This is a genomic window from Streptomyces sp. XM83C (assembly GCF_023072675.1).
Lineage (GTDB): Bacteria > Actinomycetota > Actinomycetes > Streptomycetales > Streptomycetaceae > Streptomyces > Streptomyces thermocoprophilus.
This window is the reverse complement of the sequence record NZ_JALLGL010000034.1, coordinates 1-23,436: the sequence shown is the minus strand read 5'-3', so window position 1 is coordinate 23,436 and position 23,436 is coordinate 1. Positions and strand designations below refer to the sequence as shown.

The window sequence follows — 23,436 nt, the reverse complement described above, 5'->3', positions numbered from 1 at the left end:
CGAGTGGGCGTTCGGCTACGACAAGCGGTTCGGATCGTCCGGGTGGACTACGCCACCCAGCGGCGCATCCCGAAGGACTGCCACGCTGGTACCGGTCCCCGATCGCCGCCCAGCGGGGCTGACCGGCGCATCGTCCGGCACGCCCGCCGCGCCTTCGTCCCGTCCGAGCGGATGCGCCACGCGCCTCGTCTGACGCATCCTTGCTGTGTCGCCCAGGGGCGGCGCACGGACGAGGTAGGGCGATGACTGGGACCGCCGGAGACGGAACGGGTGCTTCCGGGCGGCTGGCCACGCTGCTGACCGGGGCCGCGTCGGACGCGGCCCGCGCGGCGGGCGGCCGTACCGCCGGTGTCTTCCTGCGCTCGCGCACCCCCGGTCTGCTGCGCCTCGCCGCGCTGTCGGGCCTGCCCGGCGAGCTGTTCCGGCCCTGGTGGCGGCTGCACACCGACCGGCCGTTCCCCGTCACCGACGCCCACCGGCTGGGTGTCGCCGTCCTGCTGCCGAACCCGGCCGAATCGATGCGCCGCTATCCGCAGTTCGCGGCCGGGCTGCCGTTCCCGTTCGGGTCGCTGAGCGTGCCCGTGGCGACGGACACCGAACCGTACGGCGTCGTGACCGTGCTGCGCCCGTCCGTGCCGGACCTCGCCGGACTGGTCGCCCCGAGGGAACGGCTGGCGCAGGTGGCCGACGGGCTCGCGGCGGCCCTGCACGAACTGGAGGACGACGGGATCGCCGCCCGATGGGACGACCCGCCGACCTGTGTGCACCCGCCCCCGGCCGGCCCGTCACGGACCCAGCCGGGCTCGATCACCTGGGAACCCGGCGCGGACCGGCTCACGCTCGACCCGCGCGCCCGCGCCCTGCTCGGCCTGGATGCCGACGGGACGCTGTCCACGCTGCTGTCGGCGGTCGCCGCCGAGGACGCCCGCCGGCTCGCCGCGCTGCTGCGCGAGGCCTCCCACGGCCGGCCCCCGCCGCTGCCGGTGCCCGTGCACACCACCGACGGCATGCTGCGGCTGCTGCATCTGTGGACGGCCCAGGACGAGGTACCGTTCGGCCCGGCCCCGCACCGGGTCGGCGGAGCCGTGCTGGAGCCGGGGCCCGCCCTGCCCGCCGACGCCGCCGCCGACCTGCTGCCCGAAGGCGTGTTCTGCCTGGACCGGCTCGGGGTGGTCGTCTACGCCAACACTCGTGCCGCCCTCCTCCTCGACGTGGCCCGGGACCGGCTGCTGGGCCGCCCGCTGTGGGAGGCGGTGCCCTGGCTGGTCCGCCCCGGTCACGAGGACCATCTGCGGGGCGCCATGCTGTCCCCGGAGACGGTACGGTTCCACGCCCAGCGGCCCTCACCCGACGGCGCCGGCCCGCACCGCGCCGACGGCGACTGGCTCGCCCTGTCCATCCACCCCGGCCCCGACCTGCTGGCCTGCACGGTCGTACCGGCGGCGAGCATGGCCGACACACCCACCCTGACGGACGCCGAGGAGGCCGCACCGGCCTGGCAGCCCGACGGAGCCGCACCGGCCGCACCGGAGGCACAGCCCACGGACAGCCACCTCGTGCCGCCGCCGGAGTCGGCGTCCGTGACGCTGGCGTACCGGCCGATCGTGCTGGCCATAGCGCTGACCGAGGCGGTCACGGCACGGCAGGTGTCCGCGGTGGTGGTGCAGGAACTGCTGCCGGCCTTCGGGGGCCGCCGGCTCGCCATCTATCTCCTCCAGGAACGCCACCTGTATCTGGCGTGGGAGACCGGCTTCCCACCGGGCTTCCTCACGCCCTTCGAAGGGGTGGCCCTGGACGCGCGGCTGCCCGGTGTGGAGACCCTGACCAGCGGCAGGCCGCTGTTCTTCGACTCGATGGAGCAGCTCGCCGCGGCCTACCCGGGCATACCGCTCGACGCGAAGGAGGGCGCGCGGGCGTTCCTGCCGCTGATCGCCTCGGGCCGCCCGGTCGGTTCCTGCATCCTCGGCTTCGAGCGCCGGCGCAGCTTCAGCACCGAGGAACGCACGGTGCTCACCGCCCTGGCCGGGCTGATCGCGCACGCCATGGAGAAGGCTCAGCGGTACGACACCGAAGCCGCCCTCGCCCGAGGCCTCCAGGGCGCGCTGCTGCCGCGCAGGCTGTCCACGCACCCCGAGGTGGAGACGGCGGGCCGCTATCTCCCGGGCACCGAAGGCATGGACGTCGGCGGCGACTGGTACGACGTCGTGGAGGCCGGTGACGGGCTGGCCCTGGTCATCGGGGACGTCCAGGGGCACGGCGTGCAGGCCGCGGCGACAATGGGCCAGCTGCGCAGCGCGGTCCGCGCGTTCGCACTGAGCGACCGCCCCCCGGAAGAGGTCGTGGCGGGCACCAACCACCTGCTCACCGACCTCGACCCGGGCCAGTTCGCGAGCTGCTGCTACGTACGCCTGGACCCCGCGACGGGCCGGGCCCGCATGGTGCGCGCCGGGCATCCGCCGCCGCTGCTGCGTCACGCGGACGGCCGTACGGACGTGCTGGACCTGCCCGGCGGCATGGTCCTCGGCGTGGACCCGAACGCCCAGTACCCGGTGACGGAACTGGACATCGAGGCAGGCGCGGTCCTCGCCCTCTACACCGACGGCCTGGTCGAACGCGCCGGCACCGACATCGACGAGGGCATCACCACGCTGCGCCAGGCCCTCTCGGCATCCCCCGAAGGCACCCACACCCTCTCGCAAATGGCCGACCGCCTGACGGCAACGGCCCGCCGCGCAGCGGACCGCCCGGACGACATAGCTCTGCTCCTGGCCTCCCGCCGCACACCCTGACGACGGCGACCGCCCCGGCGGCCCACGACGGCCCGCACCCGCCGACGGCGGCAAGGGGCGTGCCGGGGGCGCCCGCCCGCAGCGTGCGGCGAGAACACCGAGTGCGACGGTCACGGACAGACCGCCGCACCGAGGACGGACACCCCCGGCGCGGCCCCGCCCTCACCACGGACAAGTGGCGCTTGGCGCTGCACCAGCCACGCACCCACCGACACAGGCCGCCTCAGGCATCGAGGGGGCGCGGGGAACGGCGCGCCCCCACCGGCCCGCAGGTGACCACAGGGGCGCGGGGAACGGCGCGAACGCCCCCTCCCCGCCCTCGGCGAACCCGACGCCCTCGCCTCACAGACCGCGGCAGTGTAGACATGGCACATGGTCCGACTTCTGGGTCGATCCGGGACCCGGTCGCCCCGTCCCGGCGGCATGCCCTCCGCTCCCGCCCCCGGCCGCGCCCGTCAGACCTCCTCCGGACGCAGGCCCGGCCGAACCGGGCCTCGCGCGGGGGGCGACGCGGCCGACGGAGGCGAGAGCCAGGCTGCGGGAACGCGCCCGTCCGGACTGCGCGCGGCACTGTCCGGTCGCAGCCTGGCCGGACAGGTGTTCGTCTTCCAGGTGGTCATCGTCCTCCTCCTCGTGCTCGCGGCCGTGGTGGCGCTGGTGCTCCAGTCCCGGGCCGACACCACGCGGGAGGCCCGCAACCGTTCCCTCGCCGTGGCGCAGACGTTCGCGAACTCCCCCGGCATCGTCGCGGCGCTGCGCAGCCCCGACCCGACGGCGATCCTCCAGCCGCGCGCGGAGGCGGCACGCGAGGCGACGGACGTCGACTTCATCGTGGTCACCGACACGAACGGCATCCGCTACACGCACCCCAAGCCGGACCGTATCGGCAAGAAGTTCGTCGGCACGATCGACCCGGCGCTGGCCGGGGGGACGGTGGTGGAGGAGGTCGACGGGACGATCGGCCGGCTGGTCCAGGCGGTGGTTCCGGTCAAGGACGCCCACGGGCAGGTTGTGGGCCTGGTGTCGTCGGGGATCACCACTCGGCATGTCGGGGGCGCGGCGAACCGGCAGCTGCCGCTGGTGCTCGCGGCGACGGGCGTGGCGCTCGCGCTGGCGCTGGTGGGCACGGCGCTGGTCAGCAGGCGGCTGCTGCGGCAGACGCACGGGCTGGGGCCGCGTGAGATGACCAGGATGTACGAGCATCACGACGCCGTTCTCCACTCGGTGCGGGAGGGCGTGATCATCGTCGGTCCGGAGGGCGAGCTGCTGCTCGCCAACGACGAGGCGCAGCGGCTGCTGCGCATCCCGGCGGACGCCGAGCGCCGGTCGGTGCGTGACCTGGGGCTGGATCCGGACACGGCGGAGCTGCTGGCCTCGGGGCGGGTGGCGACGGACGAGGTGCATCTGGTGGGCGACCGGCTGCTGGCGATCAACCAGCGCCCCACGGATCTGGCGAGCGGCCCGTCCGGCAGTGTGGCGACGGTGCGGGACTCCACGGAGCTGCGCGCCCTGTCGGGCCGGGCGGAGGAGGCGCGGGAGCGGCTGCATCTGCTGTACGACGCGGGGGTGGCGGTCGGGACAGGGCTGGACGTTCGCCGAACCGCTCAGGAGCTGGCCGAGCTGGCGGTGCCTCGGTTCGCGGACTTCACCACGGTCGACCTGTTCGACGCGGTGCTCGCCGGGGAGGAGCCGGAGCCGGGCGGCACTCTGCGCCGTACGGCGCTCAGCGGGATACGCGACGACGCGCCGCTGTATCCGCTGGACCAGCAGTTGCGGTTCGTGAAGTCGTCGCCGCAGGAGCGTGCCCTGCGCACGGGTCAGGCGGTCGCCGAGCCCCGCCTCGCAGAGGCGGCGGGCTGGCAGGCGCAGGACGCGGAGCGGTCGGCGCAGGTGCTGGACTTCGGCATCCACTCGCTGATCGCGGTGCCGGTGCGGGCGGGTGCGCTGGTGCTGGGGGTGGTGACGTTCTGGCGGTCGGAGCGGCCGATGCCGTTCGACGCGGACGAGGTGGCGCTCGCGGAGGAGCTGGTGGCGCGGGCGGCGGTGTCCATCGACAACGCGCGCCGGTTCACGCGGGAGCACGGGATGGCGGTGACGCTCCAGCGGAGTCTGCTGCCGCGCAGTCTGCCCGCGCAGGACGCGCTGGACATCGCCTACCGGTATCTGCCGGCGCAGGCCGGGGTGGGCGGCGACTGGTTCGACGTACTGCCGTTGTCGGGGGCGCGGGTGGCGCTCGTGGTGGGCGATGTGGTGGGGCACGGGCTGCACGCGGCGGCGACGATGGGCCGGCTGCGGACGGCGGTGCACAATTTCTCGACGCTGGACCCGGCACCGGACGAGTTGCTGGCGCTGCTGGACGAGATGGTCGGGCGGATCGACCAGGACGAGCGGGCGGACGGCACGGCCGGACCTGTGACGGGCGCGACGTGTCTGTACGCGGTGTACGACCCGGTGTCGCGGCGCTGCACGGTGGCGCGGGCGGGTCATCCGCCGCCCGCGGTGGTCGCGCCGGACGGCACGGTGGAGTTCCCGGACGTGGCGTCGGGTCCGCCGCTCGGGGTGGGCGGGCTGCCGTTCGAGACGGCGGAGCTGGAGCTGGCGGAGGGCTCCCGGTTGGTGCTGTACACGGACGGTCTGGTGGAGGACCGGGAGCGGGACATCGACGCCGGGCTGGAGCTGCTGCGGGAGGCACTGGCCGCGGCGGGGCCTTCCCCGGAGGAGACGTGCCGGGCGGCGCTGGACGCGCTGCTGCCGCCGCGGCCGGGTGACGACATCGCGCTGCTGGTCGCGCGGACGCGGGCGCTGGACGCCGACCGGGTCGTGGAGCGGGAGGTCCCGATGGACCCGGCGGCGGTGCGTGAGGTGCGGGCGCTGGTCGCGGAGCAGCTGGGGCGGTGGGGCCTGGAGGAGCTTGCGTTCACGACGGAGCTGCTGCTGAGCGAGCTGGTGACGAACGCGATCCGCTACGGCAGTGCGCCGGTGCGGGTACGGCTGCTGCTGGACCGGACGCTGATCTGCGAGGTGGCCGACGGCAGCAGCACATCGCCGCATCTGCGGTACGCGGCGCTGTCGGACGAGGGCGGGCGGGGCCTGTTCCTGGTGGCGCAGCTCGCGGAGCGGTGGGGGACGCGGTACACGCCCACCGGCAAGGTCATCTGGGCGGAGCAGCCCCTCCCGTAGGGCATCCGCACGAAACCTGGCACCCCCGGCGCCGCCACCTGGCACCGCCACCCGCATGACCCCGGCACGGCGCACCCGCACGACCACCGGCCCATGACCGCACCCGCACAACACCGCCACGTGATCACCCGCACGACCGCGAGCGCGGGCGGGACACGCGGCCGGCGCGCGGAGCCCGGCCCACACCCAACCTCCCCTTTGACCCCTCATAAGCGGCCCTTATGACGTCATAGACGGGACCCCCGTACCGACTTAGGCATGCCTTAGTTTAGGCTTCCCGTCGAGTCGATCTACTGCCGCTCGAAGGGAACCTGATCATGCCCCGCCCCCTGCGGGTAGCCATTGTCGGAGCCGGCCCCGCCGGGATCTACGCCGCCGACGCGCTGCTCAAGTCCGATGTGGCCGCCGACCCCGGTGTCTCCGTCGACCTCTTCGAGCGCATGCCGGCGCCGTTCGGACTGATCCGCTACGGCGTCGCCCCCGACCACCCGCGCATCAAGGGCATCATCACCGCCCTGCATCAGGTGCTGGACAAGCCGCAGGTCCGCCTCTTCGGCAATGTGAACTACGGCACGGACGTCCACCTGGACGACCTGCGCGCCTTCTACGACGCGGTGATCTTCTCCACCGGCGCGATGGCCGACCGTGAGCTGCGCATCCCCGGCGTCGACCTGGACGGCTCCTACGGCGCCGCCGACTTCGCCTCCTGGTACGACGGCCACCCGGACGTGCCGCGCACCTGGCCGCTGCACGCGGAGAAGGTCGCCGTCCTCGGCGTCGGCAACGTGGCCCTGGACATCTCCCGCATCCTCGCCAAGACGGCCGACGAGCTGCTGCCGACGGAGATCCCGCCGAACGTCTACGAGGGTCTGAAGGCCAACCGGGCCAAGGAGATCCATGTCTTCGGCCGGCGCGGCCCGGCGCAGGCGAAGTTCAGCCCGATGGAGCTGCGGGAGCTGGACCACTCCCCCACCATCGAGGTCGTCGTCAACCCCGAGGACATCGACTACGACGAGGGCTCGATCGCCGAGCGCCGCAACAACAAGCAGACCGACATGGTCGCCAAGACGCTGGAGAACTGGGCGATCCGCGACATCGGCGACCGCCCGCACCGGATCTACCTGCACTTCTTCGAGTCGCCGGTGGAGATCCTCGGTGAGGACGGCAAGGTCGTCGGCCTGCGCACCGAGCGCACCGAGCTGGACGGCACCGGCAACGTCAAGGGCACCGGCAAGTACACGGACTGGGACGTCGACGCCGTCTACCGCGCCGTCGGCTACCTGTCCGACAAGCTGCCGAAGCTGCCGTGGGACATCGAGTCCGGCACCGTCCCGGACGAGGGCGGCCGGGTCGTCGAGGAGGGCGGCACGCATCTGCAGTCCGTGTACGTCACCGGCTGGATCCGCCGCGGCCCGGTCGGTCTGATCGGCCACACCAAGGGCGACGCCAACGAGACCGTCGCCAATCTGCTGGACGACTTCGCCAACGAGCGGCTGCACACGCCGGTCTCGCCCGGCCCCGAGGCCGTCGAGGCGTTCCTCGCCGAGCGGGGCGTCCGCTACACGACCTGGGAGGGCTGGTACAAGCTGGACGCCGCCGAGCGTGCCCTGGGCGAGCCGCAGGGCCGCGAGCGCGTGAAGATCGTCGAGCGTGAGGACATGCTCCGCGAGAGCGGCGCGTAACTCCCCGCACGCGGGTGCGCCGGGCTGCCGTACGCCCGGCGCACAACCGCGCCCACGACAGTTACTGTCCCTGGATGTTCACCCTTCACGAGCCCCCCTTCTTCACCGTGCTGCGGGAGGCCCGCAGTGTTCTCGTGGCCGGAGCCGGCGGCGGCTTCGACATCTACGCCGGGCTGCCGCTCGCCCTGGCGCTGCGCGACGCCGGCAAGGAAGTCCATCTGGCGAACCTGTCCTTCACGGACCTGTACGGCTTGAGCCCGGACCACTGGGTGGCCCCGGACGTGGCGGCGATCACCCCGCACACGGCCGCCCGCGGGGACTACTTTCCCGAACGGACCCTCGCGGTCTGGCTGCACGAGCAGAACCTGCCCTCGACCGTGCACGCCTTCCCCCGCACGGGCGCCGCCCCGCTGCGGGCCGCCTACCGCGCACTCGTCGACCATCTGGGCGGAGTGGAGGCGGTCGTCCTCGTCGACGGCGGCACGGACATCCTCCTGCGCGGCGACGAGCACGGGCTGGGCACGCCCGAGGAGGACATGACCAGCCTGGCCGCGGTGGACGCCCTCACGGACGTCCCGCGCCGGCTGGTCGTCTCCCTCGGCTTCGGTGTGGACGCCTACCACGGCGTCAACCACGCGCACGTGCTGGAGAATCTCGCGGCACTGGACCGCGACGGCGCCTACCTGGGCGCCTTCTCCCTGCCCCGCGACAGCGCGGAGGGCACCCGGTACCTGGACGCTGTGGCCCACGCGCAACGGCACACACCCAGCCATCCGAGCATCGTCAACGGCTCGATCGCCGCCGCCGTACGCGGCGAGTTCGGCGACGTTCGCTTCACCGAGCGCACCCGGGGCAGCGAACTGTTCATCAACCCGCTGATGGCGCTGTACTTCTGTGTGGACGCCCCGGCGCTCGCCCGGCGCAACCTCTACCTCGACCGGATCGCCGACACGGTGCTGATGCGTCAGGTCGCGTCCCGCATAGCGGAGTTCCGTGAGGAGATCACCCGCGCACGGCAGCCGCGCGTGTTCCCGCACTGACGGGTCGCACACCGCCGCCCGGGGGAAGCCGCCCGCGCGGAACCGGAATGCATCGCCTGGTCACGGGCATGCTGTGAACGGGCGCACTCCCGGTGGACGGCTGCTCCCCCACAGTGACCGCCCCGTCTCCCGCACCATTTTCCCGAAGGACGTGTCGCTCTTGGCTCTCACGTACCCTCACGCGCCGTCGGCCCGCCGTCCCGGCCGCTCCTGGACCATCCGGGTGGTCGGGCACCGGGACCGTACGGCCTCCGTCACCTGTTCCTCCGCCTGCGCCATGCCGCCGCGTTCCCGCGACGTGGCCGCGCTGCGGCGGTTCGCCGAGGCCCATGCCGTCGCCCACGCCAAGGCCGCGGCGGTACGGCCGGACGCCTCCTGCTGGTGTCGGCAGCAGAGGTGCGCCGCGCACGAGGGCACGCGGGTGGCGTGCGCGGGCCAGGTCCTCCTCGTCCTGCGCCACGACCCCGCCGTGGGGCAGGTCTGGACGTTGTGCGAGGTGTGCTCCGCGTGCGCCCCGCTGATGGCCCACGCGCGCGTGGTGGGCCGTGCGGCGCCGCCGGAGCGGACGCGGGTGCCGGAGCAGCCGGGGCCGCGGCGGGCGGCTGCGGCGCCGCTCGTGCCGGGGGGCTTCAGTGCGCCGCCGGGCGGGGACGGGCCGCCGGAGCCGCCGCGGCGTCGGCGGCGACGGCGGTGAGGGGGGCAGGGGCCGCCCCGATGCGGATGGTGAGCGGACCCTGCCCGCGCCCGATTCTCACCCCGGCGCGGTGAGCCGGACCAGGTGTGAACCCCACGACCTGTCGCACACCAGACACACCCCGCACGCCCCGCGCCCCGGCGCAACAGGGGCACCCGGGGTGGGTACCGGCGCGGGGGTGGGTCACGCCACCCGGCGCCACGGGGTGCCTCCCCCAGCGCCCGCCCCAGGGGCGCGGCGAACTGCGCGACCAGCCCCCACCGGCCCGCGGTGAACCACGAAACCCAGGCGCCCCGAAAGGGGCGCGGGGAACCGTGCCGACCGCAAGCGTCCTCGCGGGACCCCGAACCCCGCATCCCACCCCTCTCCGCCCATACTGGTCGCAGCACCCCGTCCGACCCCGTCTCACGAAGGGACCCATGCCCAGCACTGCCGTCACCCCCGCCGACCGGCCCGTCGCTCCTCCCACCGTCTGGACGGCCCGAGGCCGCCACCTCGGCTACGCCGCCGCGGGCGTCGTCCGCAAGCACCTGAAGCTGCTGAAGGACGAGGGCACGGTGCAGGACTTCATGGAGCTGCCCGAGGACGAGTCCCCGCCGGGCAGCCGCGCGTTCGAGGCCCGCTGGCGGGTCGGCACGGACGCCGCCGTCCCCGGCGAGGTCACGGTGCGTGCGCGGCTGACGGTCGCCGAGGGCGCCGGCCGCGGGCAGGAGTGGACGCTGCTGGCGGAGGCCGAGCGGGCGTGGGATCTGGGCTGGCCGGCTCCGTCGGAGATGTTCTGGCCGCGTGACCCGGACGGCGGCTGGCCGCACGAGTCGTCGGGCGGGTCGGCGTATCTGCGGGTCAACGCGCTGCCGGAGGACGACAAGGCGCTGCGCCGGGTGCTGCGGGAGGCGACGCGTGACCCGTGGGACGTGCATGTGGTGGTGCACGAGGCGATGACCCCGGACGAGCGGGGCAGGGCGTCGCTGATGTCGTATCTCCCGCTCGGCCTGCGCCACAGGGTGGTCGAGCACCGTGCGGCGCCGCAGCAGCTGAGCGCCGTGAACTACGCGCTGCGTGACGCAGGCCTCCGGGTGCCGCGCGGCGGGGCACTGATCCTGCCCGGGACACCGGCACCGGAGGGGGTGGATCAGGCCGATCTGACGCTGCGTACGGTCTTCCTCGACGGCTCGGAGCCTGTCGAACTGGTGGCTCTGGTGACGCGTTTCGCGACGGCGCCCCGCCCGCTGCCACAGGACGCGGCGGAGTTGCTGACGGCGGTGCGCGAGCAGTGGCATCTGTTCACGCTGGAGGAGGAGCTGCACCGTGAGCGGGAGCTGGTGGCGATGTACGCCGAGGCGCTGGAGGCGATGACGAGGTCGCGGGACCTGTACCGGGAGGCGGCCGAGCGGGCCCAGGAGGCGCTGGCCGCGTACCGGGAGGCGGCAGCGGAGGTCGCCGTGCCCCAGCAGCGGCCGGGGCGCACCGGCGGCGCGCGCTTCCCGCAGCTGACGCGCACGTTGGAGCGGCTCAAGGACTCGGCGAAGGCGTGGCGCCCGCCGGCGCCGCCCGCGCGCGTCCCGGACGGGGGCCGCTCCTCGGCGAAGGACGGCGAGGCGGGCGGTACGACGCGGACAGCGAGTCCGTAGCCGCCGCACCCCGGCCCGTACCCACGGCCCCGCCCCCGCGAGGCGTCAGGTCGGCGTCGCCACGCGCCGCTCCCCCGGCACCCGGGCGAGGACGAGCAGCGCCGCCAGCGCGGTCGCCGCGGCGAGGACCGCGACGGCGGAGGCCAGCCAGGAGGGCGCGAGGGTGAGCCCGAGCGACCGCACCAGTCCGGGCGCCCCGAGGCGCCCGGAGAGGGCCTGGACGCCGGCCAGGGCGGCCGGCACGACCACGGCGGCGCACAGCGCCGTCCGGGAGGGCCGTACGGCCAGCAGGAGCGCCGACACGAGGCAGGCACCGGACATCGCCAGGGCGAGCCCGTACACGTCCGCGGGCTGCCCGTGGCGGTGCAGCGGGAAGTGGACGGCCCCGCACAGGGCGAGCACCACTGTGGCGAGGGAGGTCAGCCGCAGGACGGTCCCGGCGTGGGCCTCGGCCCCGTACCGCCCATGGGCGTCGCCGCGCCCAGCGGCGTCGTCCCGCTTCTTCCGACGGACCGCGCACCGGCGTTCCCCGCGCAACGGCAGTCCCGTCCGGGCTTGTTCGGGTCCGGGCGACGCGACCACCACCGGCAGCACGCTCACCCCACCGGCCGCGCTCGCCACCGGAACCTCCATGACCCCGGCCGTCACACCTCCCAGGGACGTGAGATACGTCACTTTGCGACCGGCGTTCGGGGACACGGCACCGGCGGAACCGCCCCCGCCGGTCGCGCCGAGCGCGGCCCCTGCGGCGGGTCGGCCATCGATCCGAGAGGCCCTGGCACCGGATGCCATGGCGTCCCTCGCACGGTCGCAGGGCGGTGCGAGGCCGGGCCCGGCCTCGGCCGGCCCGGCGGCGCCGCTGTCGGTGCAGGCGCGGACAAGGGCATCGGTGTCGGGGTCGGACTCCGTGTCGGCGTCGGAGTCGGCTTCGGTGAGCGAGGCGGAGAGTCGGCCCTCGGCGGGCCGTGAAATGCGGGTGATCATGCTGTGCCTTTTCCGAGGGATGCGGTCGCCCCAGCCCCGACAGCGACACGCGCTTTGACGCTGACCATTTCTAGGCGCGCGGTGCGGTGATCGCCACTCGGGTGGCGCACTCGTGTGAGGACGGGCCCAGAAGCGGGAATCCGTCCATCAGAAGCGGGGGAAGAGCAGACGCGGCGCGGCGCACCGCGCAGGGGAGGGTCCGTGGATTCGACCACCACGCTCGTCGCCGTGGCCGCGATCCGGGCAGCGGCCGCGCCGATTCCGACCGCCGGTTCCCGGCCGGACGTGCACCTGACGGGCCGTCGGCGACGGCCGACACCCGCCTGTCTCCGGTACGTCCGTACAGAAGCCGCCCGCTGACGCCGGGCCCGGCCCCACGCACCGAGCACCACCCGCCTCGCGGTGCACGTCAGGTGCCTCGCGACAGCCTCTCAGCACCGAACACACCCCCCACACACAGCGCACCACAGCGCCCGACACTGCCATGCAGCCGATTCACAGCATCCAGTGCCACAGTGCCCCACGCAGGGCCTCGACGCCCCGCGCACCACCGCCCAGCGAGCCGCCCGAGACCGCAGTGCCATGCAGAACTTCGCAGCGCCCCGCACACCACCCAGCAGACGCCACACCACATCGCACCTCGCACACCACTCGCCACCGAGCACACGCCACACCGCCCCGCACCCCGCACACACCATCAGCCCCCCGCAGAACCCCCAGTGCCACGCAGGAACCCGCATTCCCCCGCACCTCGACCGCGGAGCGCGGCGCCGGGCGTCGGCCGAGGTCGACGTCCGGTGAAGCCCGTACTCCGCATTCGTCACGGAAAGTGAGGAAACCAATCACCCGTTCGATTCGTATAAGTGACTGGAGGTCGCAGGAATGCGCTGGGCAAGGCGGTGCCGTCCGGCGGCGCCGCTTGTTCGAGGCAGTACCGAAGAGGGAGAGACGATGCAACCGTTCGCGCTCAACTACGCACGCCCCGCGGCGGAGTTGGAATTCGCCACGCCCTACACCTACGACTCCGGACTGCAGCTGAACGTGCTCCTGGACGGCGGGATAGCGGCTCGTGACCACGCCCTGCTGAGGGAGTTGGGGACCACGACCTCGACCGCCGGTTCGAAAACCCATTTCGACGACTGAACACGGAACCCACGACGATGACCGTGTTGATCCTGACCTCTGAAGAGGACGTCACGGCGGACATGGTGGTGGTCCACCTGCACGCGCTGGGCGTCCCGGTGGTCCGGTTCGATCCCGCCGATCTGACGAGCGGCGTCGCGCTCTCCGGCGAGTACGTGCATGGGGCGTTCCGCGGGCATCTGTCGTCCGCGGGGCGTCTGGTGAGCCTGGACGGGGTGCGGTCCGTGTGGGTCCGCAGACCCGGTGCGGCGGCCGCGCGCGCTCTCACCCCGTCGGCGTGGCTGACGGAGGAGTCCGAACAGGCGTTGTACGGCATGCTGCGGGGCGTGCCGGCCCGCTGGATGAACCACCCGGACGCGGCCCGGCGCGCCCGGCACAAGCCGTGGCAGCTGCGGCTCGCCCAGCGCAGCGGACTGCCCGTGCCGGCCACGCTGATCACGACGTTCCCGCAGGCCGCGCGGGATTTCGCGGCGCGCTACCCGGATCTGGTGGTCAAGCCCGTCTCGGGCGCGCACCCGCAGGACCCGCCGCGGGCGGTGCCGACGAGCCGGGTCGACCCGGACTCGGACTTCACGGCCGTCGCCTACGGCCCGACGCTGTTGCAGCGGCGGGTCGCGAAGCGGGCGGACATCCGGCTGACGGCCGTGGGCGAGGAGCTGCTCGCGGCGCGTATGCCGGCCGATCCGCACGCCGACCCGGACCTGGTCGACGTACGGTTCGCTCCGGCGGCCGGGCCGTGGCAGCCCGCGGAGGTGCCGCCGCGGGTCGCGGACGCCGTCCGCGTCTATCTGCGCGAGGCGCAACTGGCGTACGGGGCGTTCGACTTCGCCGAGGACGCCGACGGGACGTGGTGGTTCCTGGAGTGCAACCAGTCGGGCCAGTTCGGCTTCGTGGAGGTCGACACGGGGCAGCCGATCTCCCGCACGATCGCCGAGTGGCTGGGCCGGCCGCTCGCGGACGAGCAGCCGCGGAGCGTCAACCGGGCCGGTTCGGCGCTGCCCTGACGGCCCGACGGGTCACTGAGGTCTGGGACCGGGCAACAGGGCGGTGCGCTGCCATCCGCCGCCGCCCTGGGGGGTGCGGCCCGGTGCGTCGGGGAGGCCGGGCGACTGGAGGGGACGCAGGACGAGTTCCAGTTCCCGGTGGACGCGCTCGGCCTCCCGGCGCACATCGGCGGGTACGTCGCCGCACTCCGCGATCAGTCGGTCATAGATGGGGGAATCGTGGAACACCCGGCAACGCGCCTTTCATCTCATACGTCCATGTGCCATGGCACGGCTGCCGAGTCTAGGCGCCCGCGCACCTCGGGGTGCGCAAGAGGCCGGAGTGGTTGCGCCGCCGGTGGGAAATGTGCCAGGGCCACGGCGGCGCGCAGACGTCAGACGGCCAGCGAGAGACCGCTCTCCCCGTCCTTCCCGGCCGTCTCGGCCCTGCCGCGGCCCGCTCCCAGAAGCAGGGCGTCCGCCTTGGTGATGGCGTCCTCCACGCTGGTGCAGCCCATCAGGACGCACAGGGTGTAGCTCACGTCCTCCAGCTCCCGGGCGGCCGTCGCCCTCTCCCTCTCCGCCTGAGCGATCTTCAGTGTGGCGTACCGCGTCAGCAGGATCCTGACGGTCTTCGGGTCCGGCACGAGCAACGGAGTTCCCCTCTCTGCATTTTTTGCTCCGTATGCCCGCGCCGGACAGGACTATGCACGCTTTTCGCGTGTCTCCGCCGTAATTTTCACGCGAGCCGTGGGGGTGGACCGACAGTTCCGTGTTCGTCCCGGGATACGGACGGTCACCCTGATTCACCCGAACCGTCGTCACGGGGGCGCGGGCCGCTCCCTTCGGGCCCCGGACGGCGTTGGGCAGGGCAGTTGTCCCCGGCTATGAACGGTGTTCTCCATGAGCTGGTCCAGCCGCTTCCTGACCGTCCTCTATGTCACCACCGGCGCCGGCCTGGCCTGGACGGCCGTACTGGAGTTCCGGCACGGCCCTGTCTGGGCGAGCTGCCTCTTCGGCGCGGCGGGCCTCGTCCCGCTGATCGCGGCCGTGCGCGAGAGCGTGCTGTGCGATCTGCGCCGGGCAGTCCGGCGTGCCGGGGAGGCCGCCGCGCCGGATGCCGTCGGCACGGAGGCGGTGGTGCGTGCCGAGCTGGAGGCGGCCTGCTGCGAGCGGTGGTGGACCAGCCTGGGCACGGACCATGACGCGGGCTGCGCGCACGGTTCCCGGCGCAGCAGCGCGGCCTGAGGCCCCCGGGGGCGCGCCCCCCTGCGGCGTACCCGCCTCGCGCTTCCGTGCGCCCCGGTCTGAGCGGAGTGCGCCCGGAGCCGGGGCGGGTCGGCTATTCGCCCAGGGTGCGGGCGAGTTCCTTGGTGGCGCGGGTGATCTCGGCGTCCGCGTCGGTGAGCAGTCTGCCCAGGTCGGCGCGGCGGGAGCGGACGGCCTGGCGGGCGGCACGCTCCCAGGTGACGTGGTTCTCGCGGCGGTTGAGCAGCTTCGGGTAGACCGCGGCGGTCCGCTCCCACTGCCGGGCGTCGGCGATGTTCTTCAGCAGCTGGATGATCTGCGCTCGACAGGTGACCTGCGGGAGCTGGGCGAGTTCCCACAGGTACGGCACGGTCGCGGCGGTGGCCTGTTCGACGACGAAGCCGTACTGGCAGATGCGTCTGCGCACGTCGTCGAGGGCTGCCCTGGCGGAATCCGGGTCGCCCCAGGCGATGGTTCTCAGCAGCCGCGGGATCGCGGCGGCGGAGCCGGTGGAGTCCTTGATCTCCGCCCAGGGCACCCGGTCGAGCGAGGCGAGGGCCGTGGCGCGGGCGGTGGCGGTGCCGGGCGCGCCGTGCCGTCCGTCGGTCCCGTCGGCCGGCCGAGGCGCCCGATGCGCTGGTGAGGACACGGTTTCTCCCTGATACGGCGTCAGGTACGGGCATCGGCACACGGGTTGACGCCCCGGCTATTATCCACCCAGACAGCCTTCCCGTGCAATTGCACGAGAAATTGCGCGGGAAATTTCGCACGAGCGGCTAGGAGAGTGCGGTGGCATCAGTACGCAACGGAGTGCGGGCGAGTTCGCTGGACGTCCGCTGGATCAAGAGCCGGCACAGCAACGCCGAGGGCAACTGTGTGGAGGTCGCCGCGCTGCCCGAGGGCGGTGTCGCGCTGCGCAACTCGCGCGACCCCGACGGACCCGCGCTCGTGTACACGCCCGCCGAGGTGGCGGCGTTCCTCGCCGGGGCCAAGGACGGGGAGTTCGACCACCTGGTGTGAGGCGGCCGTCCCGCCGCAGGGGGGTGGCGCACGCCCGGTCGGGTGCGCCAACTCCCCTTGTCGATACGGAAGGAACAGCAGCCGGGCTCGGTCGGGGTGCGGTACTCTGGCCTTCAGGTCTGCCGGTCAACTGGGAGTCAGGATGCCTTTCGAGTCACCCCGTACCTCCCGGCTGGAATCCTATCTGGACGGGACCGAGCCCGCTCCCACTCTCCTGAAGATGCTGGTGGGCGTTCAGCTCGCGGGCTTCCGTGAGGACGCGGGCCTCTCCCAGGACCAGGCGGCCCGCGCGGTCGGTTTCAGCGGGGCGAAACTGTCCCGGATCGAGTCCGGCAAGGGCCGGCGCCCGCCGACCGAGGACGACGTCCGCAAGCTGCTCGATCTGTACGGCACCGGTGAGCACGAGGCGTCGGTGCTGCTGCGGCTGCTCCAGCGCGCGGGTGAACCCGGCTGGTGGCAGCGGTACGACAAACGGCTGATGCCGGAATGGTTCGAACGGCTGGTCGGCCTCCAGGAAGCGGCGGCCACGATCCGTACGTTCGAGATCCAGTACGTCCCCGGCCTGTTGCAGACCCCGGCGTACGCGCGTGCCGTGGTGGAGCGCGGGCTGCCGAACGCGCCTTCCGCGGAGGTTCAGCGCCGGGTCGATCTGCGGATGCGGCGCACACAGCTGCTGCACCGCACGGACGCGCCCCGGCTGTGGGCCGTCCTCGACGAGTCGGTGCTGCTGCGGGTGCTGGGCAGCCGGCAGGTCATGCGGGAACAGCTCGCGCATCTGATCGAGATGGCGCAACGTCCGCACATCACCGTGCAGGTGGTGCCGCTGGACGTCACCAACGCCTCGGCGCCCGCCATCCCGATCACCTATCTGCGGTTCGGCGGTCTCGACCTGCCCGACGTGGTGTATCTGGAGCACATCCGCAGCGCGAACTTCCTGGAGGACCGGGACGAGACGGAGGAGTACCGGCTCGCCCTGGACCGGCTGGCCGACGAGGCGTTGCAGCCGCGTGCCTCGCTGACCCTGCTGCGCGACACGATGGAGAGCCGCTACCCGGCGTCGTGACGACCGGCTCGCTCCCCCGCCGGAGGCGGCTCCCCGTGACGGCACTCGTCAGGGCAGGCGTCCCACACCGCCGAACTCGATCCACTCCTGCGTCTTCTGACGGGGCACCAGCTCGCTGTCGGGCCGCCAGGTCGACACCTCCACCAGCCCCGGTTCGAGGATCTCGAGACCCTCGAACCACTCGGCGACGTCCTTCTCCTCGCGGACGCGCCCCCAGTGGCCCTGGGTGACCTGGTCCATGAAGTCGGTGACGAACCTGCGGACCTCGGGGTCGCCGCTGACGAGCTGGCACATCACGAGGATGCTGCCGGGCGCGAGCCGCTCGCGGACCCGGCGGACCACGGCGAGCGGGCCGTCGGTGTCGCTGTCCGGGATGCAGTGGAAGACCGAGTTGAACAGCACGGCCACCGGCTGGGAGAAGTCGATCAGACGCCGGGTGTCGGGGTGTTCGAAGATGCCGTCGGTGTCCCGCATGTCGGCGTGGATCACCGTGGTGCGTTCGTCCTGCTCCAGCAGGGCGCGCCCGTGCACCAGCACCATCGGGTCGTTGTCGACGTACACGACGTGAGCGCTGGGGTCGACGCGCTGGGCGACCTGGTGCACGTTGTCCTGGGTGGGCAGGCCTGAGCCGTGGTCCAGGAACTGCCGGATGCCGTGGTCCTCGGCGATGGTGCGGACGACACGCTGGAGGAAGCGGCGGTTGTTCAGCGCGAGGGCGCGGGTGCTGGGGACGACCTTGTCCAGTTCCTCGACGGCGGCGCGGTCGGCGGCGTAGTTGTCCTTGCCGCCGAGGTAGTAGTCGTACATCCGGGCCGCGGTCGGGACGTCGGCGTCGATCTTCATGGACAGTGGTTTCTCGGTGGACATCGCTCCCCCAGCTCGTACCGCCAACTCCCTTGGTGTGACAGAGAGTACAGCCTCGTGTGCGCGGGCTCGACCCGCATGTGCGGACGGGCCGGCCACCGGGCCCTCGCCCGGTGGCCGGCCTTCCCCCCGGCGGTTCAGCCGCGCGTGCTCAGATACTCGTCGACGCCGGGCGCCTTGTGGGCGTCCTCCTCGTTCACGACACCGCCGTCGGCTTGGGCGTCCGGGCGCAGCACGTACGTCTCCCGTGCGGCGGGGCTGGCGGCGTCGGAGAAGTCCTGCGGGCTGCCGAGGCCGGTGTCGGCGTGACTGCGCGAGCGGTGCGCCCTGACCACGTCCTCGCGGGTGAGCCCGCCCGCCGCGCACGCCTTCTGCAGGTCGGCGCCGATCAGTTGGGCGGCGTTGTAGCCGGAGAGCACACCGGAGTCGACCGGGGAGCCCGGGTACTTCTTCTTGTACGAGGTCACCATGGCGCGCACGCCGGCCAGCTCGCTGCTGACGGCGGGGGCGGCGCTGACGATGTGCAGCATCGCTGCGAGAGCGGGTGCCGCGGGCGTCTTCATCAGCTGCGGTGCGAAGCCGGGCGCGCTGCTGACGACGGGGACGCGCAGGCCGCGGGAGGCCGCGACGCCGACCAGGGAAGCCGTCTGCGCGGGTCCGGCGCTGATCAGGATGGCCTTCACGCCGGCCTGCCGCAGCGCGGAGACCTGCGCGGACAGGTCCGTGTCGGTCGCCTTGATCTTCTGCCCCTCGATCCGCAGCCCGGCCTGCTGCGCCGCCCAGGTGCTGCCCTCCAGGGCGTTGGCGCCGTAGTCGCCCTCGAAGTAGACATGGCCGATGGTGTCGCCCTTCTTCAGGCCCTTGGTGCGGGTGAGGAAGTCCACGGCGGCGATCATGTCGATGTCGTAGGTGGTGCCGATGACCTGCACGGACTCCTTGCCGAGCAGGGAGGCGGCCCAGGCCTGCGGGAAGGTGAGCATGTGGTCGCGGTCGATGTCGTCGAGCAGCGCGGCCACCACCGGGGAGCCGATGACCTGCGGCAGCGCGACGACGTCCGGGGCGATGTCGGCGTACGCGGTGACGGCTTTCTGCACGTCGTAGCCGTGGTCCTTGACCACGATCTCGATCTTGCGGTCGCAGATGCCGCCCTCCGCGTTGGTCTCGTCGGCCCACATCTGCTGGGCCTGCACGATGGACTTGCCGAGGCTGGCGTAAGGGCCGGTCAGGTCGGTGAGGGCGCCGAGCCGGATGGTGGAGGCGGTGACGCCGGGGCCGGTGCGGACGCCGTCGGCGCTCGACGAGGCGCCCTTGCCGTCGGCTTTGGAGCTGCATCCGGTGGCCGCGAGCAGCAGGGCCAGGGCTCCGGCGACGGCGGCGGTGCGGCGCCGGGGGTGCGTGGTGTTCACGGGGTGTGCTCCTTGGGTCGTGCGGCGGGTGCCGGAGGGACGGCGGGTGCGGTGTTCTGCCCGGCCGGGGTGCGGCGCCGGCGCATCCGGGCGCGGACGCGGCGGGCGAGGCCGTGCAGGCCGTCGGGGGCGTACAGCAGGATCACGACGACGACGGCGCCGTAGAGGTAGCGGGCGGCCTCCGTCGGGCCGATGCCGGCGTCGCCGGAGCCGGGTGCGGCGACGAGCGGCAGCCGGTCGGCGTACCGGGTCATCAGCAGCGGCAGCGCGGTGACGAACACGGCGCCGGCGGTGGCTCCGGCGACGGTTCCCAGGCCGCCGATGACGATCATGGCGAGGTAGTCGACGGACAGGGCGAGGGAGAAGTAGTCGGGGACGACGCGGCGGAACGCGAGGGCGAGCAGGACGCCCGCGAGCCCGGCGTACATCGACGACACCACGAAGGCGGCGGAGCGGTAGCGGGCGACGTCGACACCCATCACGGCCGCCGCGGTCTCGCTGTCACGGAGCGCGGCCAGGGCGCGGCCGGGCCGGGAGCGCAGCAGACCGCGTGCGGTGAACCAGGTGAGCGCGAACAGGGCGAGCGCCAGGTACCACAGGCGTTCCTCCGCGCCGAACGGCACGCCGAGGACGGTGAGTCCGGGGTCGTCGCCGGTGAAGGCGAAGCCGCCGACGGCGAGCGGGGGCACGGAGCGGCCGTTGAAGCCGCCGGTGACGGAGTCCGCGGTGAGCAGCAGATGGTGGCCGAGGAAGACCAGGGCGAGGGTGGCGACGCCGAGGTAGATGCCGCGGACACGGCCGGCGACGGGGCTGAACAGGCCGCCCGCGGCGCCCGCGAGGAGCACGGCGAGCAGCGCGGCGAGCGCGGTCGGCAGTCCGGGGCCGGGGTCCCCGGCCAGCCACGTGTAGCCGTAGGCGCCGACGGCGAGGAAGAAGGCGTGGCCGAGGGAGAGCTGGCCGGCGGTGCCGGACAGCAGGGACAGGCCGGTCGCGCCGATGGCGGCGGCCAGCGAGAACAGGCCGATGCGCAGCCAGAACGCGTCCAGGTAGAACGGCGGCAGGCACAGCAGCACCGCCAGGGCGGCGACGGCGACGGGTTTGACGAGTCGGCGGTCAGACACGGGCCGCTCCCTTCGCGCCGAACAGTCCGGTGGGCCGGACCAGCAGGACGAGGACCATCACGGCGTACGGTGCGACATCGCCGAAGCCCTCGCCGAGGACGTGCAGGTCGGACTGGTGGCCGGCGACGAGGGCCTCGGTCAGTCCGATGAGGAGGCTGCCTGCGAGGGCGCCGGGCGGGGAGGCCATGCCGCCGAGGATGGCCGCGGGGAACGCTTTCAGGGCGATCTGGCCGGTGGTGCGTTCCAGGCCGGGCGCGGGGAACGCGGCGAGGAACACCGCCGCCAGCGCGGCGAGCGCGCCCGCCAGGCACCAGGCGAGCATCCGGACGCGGCCGAGCCGTACGCCCATGAGTGCGGCGGCCTCCGTGTCCTCGGCGGCGGCGCGCAGGGACAGCCCCCACGGGGTCCACCGGAACAGGGCGAACACGGCGGCGATGGCCACGGCGGACACGACGATGGCGGCGATGCGGCTCTCGGCGACGGTCACCTGGCCGACGGTGACGACGGCGTCGCCCCAGGGGTCGCCGAGGGACAGCAGATCGCCGCCGATCCGCCGGGACAGGTCGGTGAGGAGCACGATGTCGACGCCGATGGTGACGATGGTCTGCACGTGCGCCATGCGCGGGTCGGGGTCGCCGCGCCGAAGAAGCAGCCGGTCGACGGCGCCCGCGAGGAGCGCGGTCGCGAGGACGGCCACGGCGAGGGCTCCGGCGAAGCCGAGGTCGTCGTGGAGGACGGCGGTGAGGTAGCCGCCGAACAGCAGCAGGGACCCCTGCGCGAAGTTGATGACGCCGGAGGCCTTGAAGATGACGACGAAACCGAGGGCGACCAGGGCGTAGACGGAGCCGAGGGCGAGCCCGTCGATGAGGTCGTCGACGAGCGCGCTCATGCCGCTCCCTCCCCTTCGGCGACGGAGCCGAGGTAGGCGCGCAGCACCTCGGGATCACGGCGGACCTCGTCGGGGCTGCCGTGCGCGATGCGCCGGCCGAAGTCGAGGACGGTGACCTCGTCGGCGAGCCGCATCACGAGTCCCATGTCGTGCTCCACGAGGACGACGGACAGCCCGAGTTCGGTCCGCACGTCCTGGATCACCTCGGCCATCCGTGCCCTTTCACCGGCGTTCATCCCGGCGACGGGCTCGTCGAGGAGCAGCACGCGCGGCTCCAGGCACAGGGCACGGGCCAGCTCGACACGCTTGCGGTCCCCGTACGACAGCAGACCGACGAGGCTGTCGAAGTGGGCGCCGATCCCGACGAGTTCGGCTGTCTCCCGGGCGCGGGCGCGATGGTCGCGTTGTTCTCTGCGCGCACGCGGCAGATGCAGGGCGCTCGCGGCGAACCCGGCACGGGTGAGGATGTGCCGCCCGAGCATCAGGTTGTCGGCGACGGTGCCGTCGGTGATGACGATGTTCTGGAAGGTACGGGCCACGCCGAGTGCGGCGATGCGGTGCGGGGCGAGCCGTGTCAGCTCGGTGTCGCCGAGCCGGACGCTGCCGGCGGCCGGGCGGTACAGGCCGGACAGGACGTTGAAGCAGGTCGACTTGCCCGCGCCGTTGGGCCCGATGAGGGCGTGGGTGGTGCCGGGGGCGACGGTGAAGGAGACGTCGTCGAGGGCGGTGAGCCCGGCGAAGCGTACGGTGACGTCGCGGACCTGCAAGGACGGGACGCTCATGCGGCCCCCTGTCCGTCGCCCAGGTAGAGGCGGCGTACCGCGTCGGTGCGGGCGAGTTCGGTGGCCGGGCCGGACAGCCGTATCTCGCCGACGTCCAGGACGTGGGCGTGGCCGGCGAGGGACAGGGCCATGCCGGCGTTCTGCTCGACCAGCAGGACGGCGGTGCCCTGGGTGTTGATCTCGCGGACGACGTCGGCGATGCGGTCGACCATGAGCGGGGCGAGACCGAGGGAGGGCTCGTCGAGCAGGAGCAGCCGTGGATGGGCCATCAGCGCGCGGCCGATCGCGAGCATCTGCTGCTCGCCGCCGGACAGCAGTCCCGCGGCCTGCCGGGTGCGTTCGGCGAGCCTGGGGAACAGCGCGAAGACCCGGTCGCGGGCCTCGGCGACCTCGGCGGGCCTGCGCCGGGCGAGGCCGAGGCCTCCGGCGCGCAGGTTCTCGTCGACGGTCAGTCCCCCGAACACCCTTCGCCCTTCCGGGACCTGTACGACTCCGGCGCGTACGGCGGCGACGGGGTCCCGTCCGTCGAGGACGCTGTCGCCGTAGCGGACGCGGCCGGCGGTGATCGCGCCGCGGTGCAGGCGCAGCGTGCCCGACACGGCGCGCAGCAGCGTCGTCTTGCCGGCGCCGTTGGCTCCGAGCAGCGCGACGATGCCGGCCGGCGGCACGGTCAGGGACACGTCGCGGAGGGCGGACAGGGCGCGCCCGTACGTCACGTCGAGATGCTCGACGTGCAGCGCGGGCTGGTCGTCCGGTGGTGCTTCGGGCATCGCGGCTCCTCGAATCCGTGCCGGGGGTGGCACGGGGTGCGGTGTTCGGGGGAAGGGCTGCCACGACAGCACGGCGTCCGGCGCCGGGGACAGCGCCGACGGTCCGGACGCTGCGGGGTCCCAACGGGGACGGCGGGGGGTTGTGCG

Annotated in this window: 21 protein-coding genes; 11 read left to right on the top strand and 10 right to left on the bottom strand. The window is 73.3% G+C overall.

The window, feature by feature from the left end; translation table 11 throughout:
• Window positions 1-242 precede the first annotated feature (242 nt).
• The 6 genes from MTQ10_RS06675 to MTQ10_RS06650 all read left to right on the top strand — a co-directional run bounded on the left by MTQ10_RS06675 (window position 243) and on the right by MTQ10_RS06650 (window position 11,016).
• Complete coding sequence (locus MTQ10_RS06675; RefSeq protein WP_247463233.1) at window positions 243-2,789, top strand: SpoIIE family protein phosphatase; 2,547 nt, start codon at window positions 243-245, stop codon at window positions 2,787-2,789.
• A 372-nt stretch (window positions 2,790-3,161) separates the two neighbouring features.
• Window positions 3,162-5,969: a SpoIIE family protein phosphatase/ATP-binding protein gene (locus MTQ10_RS06670; protein ID WP_247463232.1), complete on the top strand. Its 2,808-nt coding sequence runs from the start codon at window positions 3,162-3,164 to the stop codon at window positions 5,967-5,969.
• 317 nt (window positions 5,970-6,286) lie between these two features.
• Window positions 6,287-7,651 (top strand): FAD-dependent oxidoreductase, encoded by a 1,365-nt coding sequence (locus MTQ10_RS06665; protein WP_247463231.1) that lies wholly within the window; start codon window positions 6,287-6,289, stop codon window positions 7,649-7,651.
• Window positions 7,652-7,725: 74 nt separating this feature from the next.
• Window positions 7,726-8,691 carry a DUF1152 domain-containing protein gene (locus MTQ10_RS06660; protein WP_247463230.1) on the top strand — a complete coding sequence of 322 codons (966 nt, stop codon included), beginning with the start codon at window positions 7,726-7,728 and terminating at the stop codon, window positions 8,689-8,691.
• Between the two features lie 151 nt (window positions 8,692-8,842).
• On the top strand, window positions 8,843-9,385 hold the full coding sequence (locus MTQ10_RS06655; RefSeq protein ID WP_374117575.1) for a hypothetical protein: 543 nt from the start codon (window positions 8,843-8,845) through the stop codon (window positions 9,383-9,385).
• 419 nt (window positions 9,386-9,804) lie between these two features.
• Window positions 9,805-11,016 (top strand): hypothetical protein, encoded by a 1,212-nt coding sequence (locus tag MTQ10_RS06650; RefSeq protein ID WP_247463228.1) that lies wholly within the window; start codon window positions 9,805-9,807, stop codon window positions 11,014-11,016.
• Between the two features lie 45 nt (window positions 11,017-11,061).
• Here MTQ10_RS06650 and MTQ10_RS06645 read toward each other — a convergent pair whose 3' ends face one another.
• Window positions 11,062-11,649 carry a hypothetical protein gene (locus MTQ10_RS06645; RefSeq protein ID WP_247463227.1) on the bottom strand — a complete coding sequence of 196 codons (588 nt, stop codon included), beginning with the start codon at window positions 11,647-11,649 and terminating at the stop codon, window positions 11,062-11,064.
• 1,302 nt (window positions 11,650-12,951) lie between these two features.
• On the opposite strand from MTQ10_RS06645, the gene tgmA reads away from it, so the two are divergent.
• Together tgmA and tgmB are read left to right on the top strand one after the other, a co-directional pair.
• Window positions 12,952-13,143: a putative ATP-grasp-modified RiPP gene (gene tgmA, locus MTQ10_RS06640; protein WP_110634798.1), complete on the top strand. Its 192-nt coding sequence runs from the start codon at window positions 12,952-12,954 to the stop codon at window positions 13,141-13,143.
• 17 nt (window positions 13,144-13,160) lie between these two features.
• Window positions 13,161-14,147: an ATP-grasp ribosomal peptide maturase gene (gene tgmB, locus MTQ10_RS06635; RefSeq protein WP_247463226.1), complete on the top strand. Its 987-nt coding sequence runs from the start codon at window positions 13,161-13,163 to the stop codon at window positions 14,145-14,147.
• A 12-nt stretch (window positions 14,148-14,159) separates the two neighbouring features.
• On the opposite strand, the gene MTQ10_RS06630 is transcribed toward tgmB, so the two are convergent.
• Together MTQ10_RS06630 and MTQ10_RS06625 are read right to left on the bottom strand one after the other, a co-directional pair.
• The gene (locus tag MTQ10_RS06630; protein ID WP_247463225.1) at window positions 14,160-14,375 is read right to left on the bottom strand and encodes a hypothetical protein; all 216 of its coding nucleotides are present in this window, start codon (window positions 14,373-14,375) and stop codon (window positions 14,160-14,162) included.
• Between the two features lie 146 nt (window positions 14,376-14,521).
• Window positions 14,522-14,779 (bottom strand): DUF5133 domain-containing protein, encoded by a 258-nt coding sequence (locus tag MTQ10_RS06625; RefSeq protein WP_247463224.1) that lies wholly within the window; start codon window positions 14,777-14,779, stop codon window positions 14,522-14,524.
• 250 nt (window positions 14,780-15,029) lie between these two features.
• On the opposite strand from MTQ10_RS06625, the gene MTQ10_RS06620 reads away from it, so the two are divergent.
• Window positions 15,030-15,374 carry a hypothetical protein gene (locus MTQ10_RS06620; protein WP_247463223.1) on the top strand — a complete coding sequence of 115 codons (345 nt, stop codon included), beginning with the start codon at window positions 15,030-15,032 and terminating at the stop codon, window positions 15,372-15,374.
• A 94-nt stretch (window positions 15,375-15,468) separates the two neighbouring features.
• Here MTQ10_RS06620 and MTQ10_RS06615 read toward each other — a convergent pair whose 3' ends face one another.
• Window positions 15,469-16,023, bottom strand: coding sequence for a hypothetical protein (locus tag MTQ10_RS06615; protein WP_247463222.1), 555 nt, complete (start codon window positions 16,021-16,023; stop codon window positions 15,469-15,471).
• Between the two features lie 140 nt (window positions 16,024-16,163).
• Here MTQ10_RS06615 and MTQ10_RS06610 point away from each other — a divergent pair, with 140 nt between their 5' ends.
• Entirely contained in the window at window positions 16,164-16,394 is a 231-nt protein-coding gene (locus MTQ10_RS06610; protein WP_247463221.1) for a DUF397 domain-containing protein, read from the top strand.
• A gap of 142 nt (window positions 16,395-16,536) precedes the next feature.
• Complete coding sequence (locus MTQ10_RS06605; RefSeq protein ID WP_247463220.1) at window positions 16,537-17,457, top strand: helix-turn-helix domain-containing protein; 921 nt, start codon at window positions 16,537-16,539, stop codon at window positions 17,455-17,457.
• Window positions 17,458-17,505: 48 nt separating this feature from the next.
• On the opposite strand, the gene MTQ10_RS06600 is transcribed toward MTQ10_RS06605, so the two are convergent.
• The 6 genes from MTQ10_RS06600 to MTQ10_RS06575 all read right to left on the bottom strand — a co-directional run bounded on the left by MTQ10_RS06600 (window position 17,506) and on the right by MTQ10_RS06575 (window position 23,289).
• Window positions 17,506-18,324 (bottom strand): SAM-dependent methyltransferase, encoded by an 819-nt coding sequence (locus tag MTQ10_RS06600; RefSeq protein ID WP_247463219.1) that lies wholly within the window; start codon window positions 18,322-18,324, stop codon window positions 17,506-17,508.
• Window positions 18,325-18,458: 134 nt separating this feature from the next.
• Window positions 18,459-19,727, bottom strand: coding sequence for an ABC transporter substrate-binding protein (locus tag MTQ10_RS06595; protein WP_247463218.1), 1,269 nt, complete (start codon window positions 19,725-19,727; stop codon window positions 18,459-18,461).
• The gene (locus MTQ10_RS06590) at window positions 19,724-20,848 is read right to left on the bottom strand and encodes a branched-chain amino acid ABC transporter permease (protein WP_247463216.1); all 1,125 of its coding nucleotides are present in this window, start codon (window positions 20,846-20,848) and stop codon (window positions 19,724-19,726) included. Before MTQ10_RS06590 ends, MTQ10_RS06595 begins: the two co-directional genes overlap by 4 nt.
• A complete protein-coding gene (locus MTQ10_RS06585) occupies window positions 20,841-21,737 on the bottom strand; it encodes a branched-chain amino acid ABC transporter permease (protein ID WP_247463214.1) in 897 nt (298 codons plus the stop codon). Before MTQ10_RS06585 ends, MTQ10_RS06590 begins: the two co-directional genes overlap by 8 nt.
• Window positions 21,734-22,519, bottom strand: a complete 786-nt coding sequence (locus MTQ10_RS06580; RefSeq protein ID WP_247463212.1) for an ABC transporter ATP-binding protein — start codon at window positions 22,517-22,519, stop codon at window positions 21,734-21,736. The genes MTQ10_RS06585 and MTQ10_RS06580 overlap by 4 nt, the downstream gene beginning before the upstream one ends.
• Window positions 22,516-23,289, bottom strand: coding sequence for an ABC transporter ATP-binding protein (locus MTQ10_RS06575; protein ID WP_247463210.1), 774 nt, complete (start codon window positions 23,287-23,289; stop codon window positions 22,516-22,518). The genes MTQ10_RS06580 and MTQ10_RS06575 overlap by 4 nt, the downstream gene beginning before the upstream one ends.
• Window positions 23,290-23,436: the final 147 nt, after the last annotated feature.

Coding starts and splice junctions, on each gene's coding strand:
- MTQ10_RS06650 (WP_247463228.1), top strand. CDS start 9,805: ATGCCCAGCACTGCCGTCACCCCCGCCGACCGGCCCGTCGCTCCTCCC.
- MTQ10_RS06605 (WP_247463220.1), top strand. CDS start 16,537: ATGCCTTTCGAGTCACCCCGTACCTCCCGGCTGGAATCCTATCTGGAC.
- MTQ10_RS06620 (WP_247463223.1), top strand. CDS start 15,030: ATGAGCTGGTCCAGCCGCTTCCTGACCGTCCTCTATGTCACCACCGGC.
- MTQ10_RS06645 (WP_247463227.1), bottom strand. CDS start 11,649: ATGGAGGTTCCGGTGGCGAGCGCGGCCGGTGGGGTGAGCGTGCTGCCG.
- tgmB (WP_247463226.1), top strand. CDS start 13,161: ATGACCGTGTTGATCCTGACCTCTGAAGAGGACGTCACGGCGGACATG.
- MTQ10_RS06675 (WP_247463233.1), top strand. CDS start 243: ATGACTGGGACCGCCGGAGACGGAACGGGTGCTTCCGGGCGGCTGGCC.
- MTQ10_RS06660 (WP_247463230.1), top strand. CDS start 7,726: ATGTTCACCCTTCACGAGCCCCCCTTCTTCACCGTGCTGCGGGAGGCC.
- tgmA (WP_110634798.1), top strand. CDS start 12,952: ATGCAACCGTTCGCGCTCAACTACGCACGCCCCGCGGCGGAGTTGGAA.
- MTQ10_RS06665 (WP_247463231.1), top strand. CDS start 6,287: ATGCCCCGCCCCCTGCGGGTAGCCATTGTCGGAGCCGGCCCCGCCGGG.
- MTQ10_RS06575 (WP_247463210.1), bottom strand. CDS start 23,289: ATGCCCGAAGCACCACCGGACGACCAGCCCGCGCTGCACGTCGAGCAT.
- MTQ10_RS06580 (WP_247463212.1), bottom strand. CDS start 22,519: ATGAGCGTCCCGTCCTTGCAGGTCCGCGACGTCACCGTACGCTTCGCC.
- MTQ10_RS06670 (WP_247463232.1), top strand. CDS start 3,162: ATGGTCCGACTTCTGGGTCGATCCGGGACCCGGTCGCCCCGTCCCGGC.
- MTQ10_RS06585 (WP_247463214.1), bottom strand. CDS start 21,737: ATGAGCGCGCTCGTCGACGACCTCATCGACGGGCTCGCCCTCGGCTCC.
- MTQ10_RS06600 (WP_247463219.1), bottom strand. CDS start 18,324: ATGTCCACCGAGAAACCACTGTCCATGAAGATCGACGCCGACGTCCCG.